The organism is Sphaerisporangium melleum, assembly GCF_014646695.1.
GTDB lineage: Bacteria > Actinomycetota > Actinomycetes > Streptosporangiales > Streptosporangiaceae > Sphaerisporangium > Sphaerisporangium melleum.
On record NZ_BMNT01000098.1, the window covers coordinates 682 to 1,210 of the forward strand.

General features: G+C 70.9%; 1 protein-coding gene. It reads right to left on the reverse strand.

What is annotated here, in order from left to right:
* On the reverse strand, nt 1–525 hold a 525-nt coding region (locus IEY93_RS39115), incomplete at its 3' end, for an acyltransferase domain-containing protein (protein WP_268241610.1).
* Nucleotides 526–529: the final 4 nt, after the last annotated feature.

Below are 529 nucleotides of genomic sequence, written 5' to 3' on the forward strand. Positions count from 1 at the left end.
GGCGTGCGACACCCGAAGACGACGAGTACGTACGCTCTTCTCGGCCAGCACGCCGGCGATCTCCTCGACCGCCTTCTCGGCGCCGGAGACCACCACGGCAGACGGACCGTTCACCGCCGCGACCCCGACCTCGTCCTCCCGGCCGGCCAGCAACGGCAGCACGTCCTGCTCAGGAGCGGCCACTGCGACCATCGCGCCACCAGACGGAAGCGCCTGCATCAACCGGGCCCGGGCCGCGACCAGCGCACACGCGTCCGCCAGCGACAGCACCCCGGCGACGTGCGCGGCGGCGATCTCACCCACCGAATGACCGGCCAGCACATCCGGCCGCACACCCAGCGACTCCACCAGCCGGAACAACGCCACCTCGAACGCGAACAACGCCGGCTGCGTCATCCCCGTCTCGTCCAGCACCGCCTCAGGACCGGCGAACATCACCTCGCGCAGAGAATGCGGCAGCAACGGGTCCAGCACCGCGCAGACCTCGCCCAACGCCTCCGCGAACACCGGGAAACGCTCCGCCAGCTCA